The organism is Oleiphilus sp. HI0132 (assembly GCF_001635845.1).
On the sequence record NZ_LWGJ01000367.1, the window covers coordinates 1 to 817 of the forward strand.

Genomic DNA, 817 nt, shown 5'->3' on the forward strand with positions numbered 1-817 from the left:
AGATTATTGCCAAGGAAATTCAAAATAGAATACGCAAGACCGACTTTGTTGCGCGCTATGGTGGCGAAGAGTTTGTGATTATTTTGCCAGAAACAGATTTGCAAACTGCAAAGCAGGTAATTGAAAAAGTAAGGGAAATGATCGGTCGCTTACCTTTTCATTTTCGCGATGAAAAGATTCAAATTACCATGTCTTTTGGCTTAAGTGTCTTTGAAGAAGGCCTGGATCAGGGGCAGTTATTTGAACGAGCAGACTCTGCACTGTATCAAGCAAAAGAAAATGGCCGAAACAGGGCAGAAGTGCGGAGTGAAGCATCTTCTGACTAGGTAAATTTCGGGTCTTGACCTAGACTTATTGTTAGGGAAAGAAATTAGCAAAGAGCAAAACGGTATGAGTGAGCAGCAGTACGAAATTGTATTTTACGGCAAACTGGTTGAAGGCTTTTCGGAGCAAGAGACCAAGCAACACGTTGCGCAGCTATTTAAAACAAGCGTAGACCAAGTAGAGCGCATGTTTACTGGCAAGCGGGTGGTGATACGTAATAAGCTCGACCAGGAAACGGCAAAGAAATATATCATTGCGATGAGTAAGCGTGGCGCTGATTGCCAAGTTGAGGCGATGGGCAGTCCGGGTGTCAAAGTAGACTTTAGTGCGCCAGCTCCTCAGGCTGCGCCAACGCCAACGCCAACGCCAACGCCAACGCCAACGCCAACGCCAACGCCAACGCCAACGCCAACGGCTAAGGCTCCCTTAACGGCCAGTGCTTCAAAGACCGATTTGCAGAATGTTGCCAGCAAAACCGGCCTTAATTTGGCAG

General features: G+C 46.9%; 1 protein-coding gene and 1 pseudogene. Both read left to right on the top strand.

Going from position 1 to position 817, the window contains the following annotated elements; all coding sequences use genetic code 11:
- Window positions 1-326 (top strand): GGDEF domain-containing protein (locus tag A3766_RS04500; RefSeq protein WP_197479317.1); only part of this gene is annotated, 326 nt, incomplete at its 5' end.
- Between the two features lie 64 nt (window positions 327-390).
- Window positions 391-817 (top strand): annotated as a pseudogene (locus tag A3766_RS30375) (hypothetical protein); the annotation flags it as partial.